At 51.3% G+C, this 4,459-nt stretch carries 4 protein-coding genes, 6 tRNA genes and 1 rRNA gene; 8 read left to right on the forward strand and 3 right to left on the reverse strand.

Going from position 1 to position 4,459, the window contains the following annotated elements:
- The 7 genes from C7459_RS22300 to C7459_RS22330 form a co-directional block, all read left to right on the forward strand.
- Window positions 1-141, forward strand: a 23S ribosomal RNA gene (locus C7459_RS22300); the annotation flags it as partial.
- Window positions 142-199: 58 nt separating this feature from the next.
- Window positions 200-286: transfer RNA gene (locus tag C7459_RS22305), tRNA-Leu, on the forward strand.
- Window positions 287-291: 5 nt separating this feature from the next.
- Window positions 292-383: transfer RNA gene (locus C7459_RS22310), tRNA-Ser, on the forward strand.
- Window positions 384-387: 4 nt separating this feature from the next.
- Window positions 388-463 (forward strand) — tRNA-Thr (locus C7459_RS22315).
- A 38-nt stretch (window positions 464-501) separates the two neighbouring features.
- Window positions 502-583 (forward strand) — tRNA-Leu (locus tag C7459_RS22320).
- A gap of 7 nt (window positions 584-590) precedes the next feature.
- Window positions 591-667 (forward strand) — tRNA-Pro (locus C7459_RS22325).
- A gap of 4 nt (window positions 668-671) precedes the next feature.
- Window positions 672-747: transfer RNA gene (locus C7459_RS22330), tRNA-Val, on the forward strand.
- A gap of 72 nt (window positions 748-819) precedes the next feature.
- On the opposite strand, the gene C7459_RS22335 is transcribed toward C7459_RS22330, so the two are convergent.
- From C7459_RS22335 to C7459_RS22345, 3 genes are all read right to left on the reverse strand, one after another.
- Window positions 820-1,470: an iron-containing redox enzyme family protein gene (locus C7459_RS22335; protein ID WP_146201072.1), complete on the reverse strand. Its 651-nt coding sequence runs from the start codon at window positions 1,468-1,470 to the stop codon at window positions 820-822.
- Window positions 1,471-1,710: 240 nt separating this feature from the next.
- Complete coding sequence (locus C7459_RS22340; RefSeq protein ID WP_109691446.1) at window positions 1,711-2,532, reverse strand: methyl-accepting chemotaxis protein; 822 nt, start codon at window positions 2,530-2,532, stop codon at window positions 1,711-1,713.
- 213 nt (window positions 2,533-2,745) lie between these two features.
- The gene (locus C7459_RS22345) at window positions 2,746-2,949 is read right to left on the reverse strand and encodes a hypothetical protein (protein WP_109691447.1); all 204 of its coding nucleotides are present in this window, start codon (window positions 2,947-2,949) and stop codon (window positions 2,746-2,748) included.
- A gap of 322 nt (window positions 2,950-3,271) precedes the next feature.
- On the opposite strand from C7459_RS22345, the gene C7459_RS22350 reads away from it, so the two are divergent.
- The gene (locus tag C7459_RS22350) at window positions 3,272-4,345 is read left to right on the forward strand and encodes an NAD(P)H-dependent flavin oxidoreductase (protein ID WP_109691448.1); all 1,074 of its coding nucleotides are present in this window, start codon (window positions 3,272-3,274) and stop codon (window positions 4,343-4,345) included.
- Window positions 4,346-4,459 lie beyond the last annotated feature (114 nt).

Below are 4,459 nucleotides of genomic sequence, written 5' to 3' on the forward strand. Positions count from 1 at the left end.
CGCGAAGCCCCCCTCAAGATAAGACTTCCCACACGGTCAACGTGGTAAGACCCCCAGTAGAAGACTGGGTTGATAGGCTGGGTGTGTACGTGCCGCGAGGCATTGAGCTGACCAGTACTAATCGGTCGAGGGCTTATCCTACGCGATGCAAGGTCTTGAACTCACAAAGTTGCAGCATCCAGTGTATCAAGTTTGTTATGCGATCATGGCGGAATTGGCAGACGCGCAAGATTCAGGTTCTTGTGGGGGCAACCCTGTGGAGGTTCAAGTCCTCTTGATCGCACCATTGATGGAGAGATGTCCGAGTTTGGTCGAAGGAGCACGATTGGAAATCGTGTAGGCGGGAAACCGTCTCAAGGGTTCGAATCCCTTTCTCTCCGCCATCATGCCGCTTTAGCTCAGTTGGTAGAGCGATTCACTCGTAATGAATAGGTCATCGGTTCGATTCCGGTAAGCGGCACCAGCTTTATCCTTTCTACAGATGGTACAGAGATCTACTAAGCCGGAGTGGCGGAATGGCAGACGCATTCGACTCAAAATCGAACGGGAAACCGTGGGGGTTCGAGTCCCTTCTCCGGCACCATGTTTACCGGAATGTAGCGCAGTTTGGTAGCGCGCTCGCCTTGGGAGCGAGAGGTCCAGGGTTCGAATCCCTGCATTCCGACCATGATGGAGGCTTAGCTCAGCTGGGAGAGCATCTGCCTTACAAGCAGAGGGTCGGCGGTTCGATCCCGTCAGCCTCCACCATTTTTCAAACATACGCCAAAGGCCCGATCCTCATGGATCGGGCCTTTTTACGAGCGTTTCGAACGCAACCGCTTATGAATAACGCGACCAACTGATCAACATCTTATCAATTGCGTCGAGCGTGTAATCAACATAGTGCAGGGCCGTGTCCAATTCGCGATCGGACATGGGAGAGACATACTGGGCAACGTTGCTATGCTCTTCATCCGCCTCGCAATGCACTTCCCAGTAGGTGAGTTTGGGTGAAATGTTCGTGACCTGCAACTGCTTCAAACAGTTTGTGTACAAGTCCAAAGCAAAACCTTCAGCAGTGCTGTTGATGACCAAAAGCGCCATGCTCTCATCCATCGCCGTGGCTGCACGGTACAAAATCGAGATGAAATCCTCAGTCTCCTTGGTTGAATGCATCGTTTCAGGATCAGGCAAGCCGATGGAGAGCATCCAGTCGCGCAGCAGGTTGGCATGTCCGATCTCTTCTTGGTAGTGCGACTCGAACACATCGTGCGGTACGCTTGGGAAACGTTGATGGCGCAGTCGCAACAACTCCGTAAATTCCTTGGAAAGGTGATAGAGGTTGACACACCATTTCCAATCTTGTGCGTGGGTACGTTGGCGCAAGGCTTGGTAGAATTCGTTGCGCACGAGCATGGTTGCCCGTTTGTCCTGAATCCCCTTTTCCAACTCTTCTGCAGTTACAAGGCTCCCCAATAATGTAGCAGTCACTATAAATCCCCCTTGGTCATTTTAAGATAATTCGTTTTACTATCAAATCCCCCGATAACAAAATAACACAGTCATCTTTAAAATTCAACTGATTTCAACATTTTCCTATAATGCAATGTAAATTATACAATGATATTGTTTTGCCGAATTTTCGCATTTAATTCAACTCAAAAAAACGAGCCCCTGTGCTCACTTTCTGATGAGAACAGGGGCTCGTTTTCTGTGTAACCAGGACAGAGACTACTTGACCATCTGGTTGGCGAAATCGTTGAGCTTACGGCTCAATTGATGGAGATCATCTACCAATTCGGAGAAAGATTCCGAATGATGGATCAAGTTTGAAGAGGAGGCGGCAATCTCGGAGAGGCTACCTGTGATGTCGTTGACCAATTGTTGCATGTTGTCGAGCGAGAGTCCAATCTGCTTCGCAGCGTCGGATGAATTGGACGAGAGTGTGCGAATTTCCTTGGCGACGACGGAAAAAGTTCTCCCGTATTCACCGGCTCGTGCGGCTTCGATGGCTGCGTTGAGGCCGAGCAGGTTGGTTTGTTGAGAGATTTTTTGAATAAAGGTCAGGACTTCATCCATATTGTGCGAGTGCTGGTGTGCCGTTTGTGAAAATGTAGTCACTTCTTCGATCGTGGCCGACAGTTGTTGCGTATGCGCGATCAAGGAATGCGTGTGATCTTGAATCGTGCTTGCCGCTTTGTCGAGTGCGCCAATCGTTTCGATCAACGTATACTCGCGGTGCAAAGAGATCCCGAAGCCAAAACCACCGATGAATTCTCCATTTTGATCAAACAGCGGGAACCCGACCGCTTTGAAAGGGGGCCCGTATTCGGGGGGAGAAATCTGCTCAACGCGTTCCTTTGTCTGGCGAATCGTTCCAAACAGGTCATGATCAAAAAACTCCATCCCAAGCGTGATGGGGGGATTCAAGGAGTGGGAGGGAGAGAAGTATACATATTGGGTCGTGTCTGTGACGGCGACCATGATATCTTCGCTCGAAAGTATTTTTGTCAAAATCGGTGCAACCTGTAAGACATGCTCGAGGATCTGCATGAGATGACCACCTTTATAATTATTCTCGTAATAATTATAACAGTTTTCTACCTATGTTTATATAAGTAATTCTTATTAGAAAGTGATAAATAAAATCTAGTCTTCTAGCACTTATTCTCATGGTCGATGTGCGTACATCATTTTGTAATAAAAAAAGACCTGATCCGCAACTGGATCAGGCCTTTTTACAACTTCCATAAAAACTCAACGGCCTCATACAGCATAGTACCAGCAAAAAAAGAGGATGGACACCCATGCATACAGCCGGTAAAATCGCGGCACTTGACCTCCATGCTTCGGGGTCTGCATGCCCGCCAAGGTATCTCTGAAAGCGATACCTTCATTAAATGGCGCTCGTGTGATTTCATCAGGCAAGGGCTCAATATACCGCTCAGATTCCTGCAAGTTGCGACTCATGGCAAAAAATCCCTCCCTCATTTTCAGTATATCAAGATTCTGTCTGCGGTGAAACCTTACGCAAGTGCTGGTGTCTACCTGTAGGTCAAGAGCAGGGACAGATGTCAGTGATGACTCAGGCAAGAAACAGCAAAACCACGGAGTCCCCCTCAGCACGGCTGGACGCGCGTCCGTGAGAAAAAGACAAATCATCACCGCCAGCGCACTGCGATCTCGGCGATGCGGTGTGGTGCGGGCCGTACTTCCCCCAAGAGGGCGGCGTTCGCAGCCACTGGACAAAGCCTCTGTTGAGGCGCTACAAGTTGAAAAGGAGCGTTGTTGCATGAAATGGTCGCAAACGAGAGTCACAGAAACCTTGGGTATCGAGTATCCCATCATTCAAGCGGGAATGGCAGGGGGAGCGACGACGCCAGAATTGGTCGCAGCGGTGTCCAATGCAGGCGGATTGGGCACGTTGGGAGCGGGGTATATGACGCCGGATCAGATTCGGGTCGCCATCCGCGAGATTCGCACCTTGACTTCGCGTCCGTTCGCCGTCAATCTCTTGCTGACCGACCCCGTGACCGTGGATCAGCAACAGATTGCGAGGATACAGGAAAAACTGAATCCGATTCGCAGGGAACTCGGCCTTCCAGAATGGACAGCACAGACAGCACCGACCCAATTTGCGGAGTCGTTTGATGCACAAGTCGCTGTGCTTTTAGAAGAACTTGTACCCGTTTTGAGTTTTACATTTGGCATGCTTTCAGACGAGTGGGTAGCAGCGTGCAAGGAGCGCCGCATCCACTTGATGGGCACAGCGACGAACGTTCGCGAGGCCCTTTTGCTCGAACAAAGTGGGATCGATAGCATCGTCGGGCAGGGGAGTGAAGCTGGCGGTCATCGGGGAACGTTCACCGGGGAGTGGCGCGATTCGCTGATCGGGACGATGGCGCTGATTCCGCAACTCGTCGACGCGGTGCAGATCCCGGTGATTGCCGCCGGGGGAATCATGGACGGTCGCGGGGTAGCCGCAGCCCGGATGCTTGGCGCAGCAGCAGTCCAGCTCGGAACTGCGTTTCTGACCTGCAACGAGAGCGGGGCACATCCCCAGTACCAGCAGGCGTTGCTCGACAGCACCGAGCAACAGACCACTTTGATTCGTGCGTTTTCCGGAAAACCAGCGCGCGGTTTGACAAACCGCTTCCATGAGCACCTCGATCCCGACGCTGAACTGCTCCCGCCCTACCCGATCCAAAACGCACTCACTCGCGACATCCGCCAAGCGGCCGCTCGTCAAAACCGCACGGAGTTCCTGTCGATGTGGGCAGGACAAGGGACGCGGCTGTCTCGTCAGGGGTCTGCGGGGGAACTGATCCAGCAGATCGTCGAGCAAGTTGAACACCTGTATTTGTAAAAAAAGCGCCCGCCACTGCTGATGTGCACCCCTTAAAATAGACATTGAGAAAAGACCCCTCAATGGTAATCTATTTTAGGGGGTGTCTTTTTTATGGCGAAGAAAGGTCAAACG

The organism is Tumebacillus permanentifrigoris (assembly GCF_003148565.1).
Classification (GTDB): domain Bacteria; phylum Bacillota; class Bacilli; order Tumebacillales; family Tumebacillaceae; genus Tumebacillus; species Tumebacillus permanentifrigoris.

Excerpts from the sequence above, each read along its gene's own strand:
- C7459_RS22340 (WP_109691446.1), bottom strand. The coding sequence starts at position 2,532 with ATGCAGATCCTCGAGCATGTCTTACAGGTTGCACCGATTTTGACAAAA.
- C7459_RS22345 (WP_109691447.1), bottom strand. The coding sequence starts at position 2,949 with ATGAGTCGCAACTTGCAGGAATCTGAGCGGTATATTGAGCCCTTGCCT.
- C7459_RS22350 (WP_109691448.1), top strand. The coding sequence starts at position 3,272 with ATGAAATGGTCGCAAACGAGAGTCACAGAAACCTTGGGTATCGAGTAT.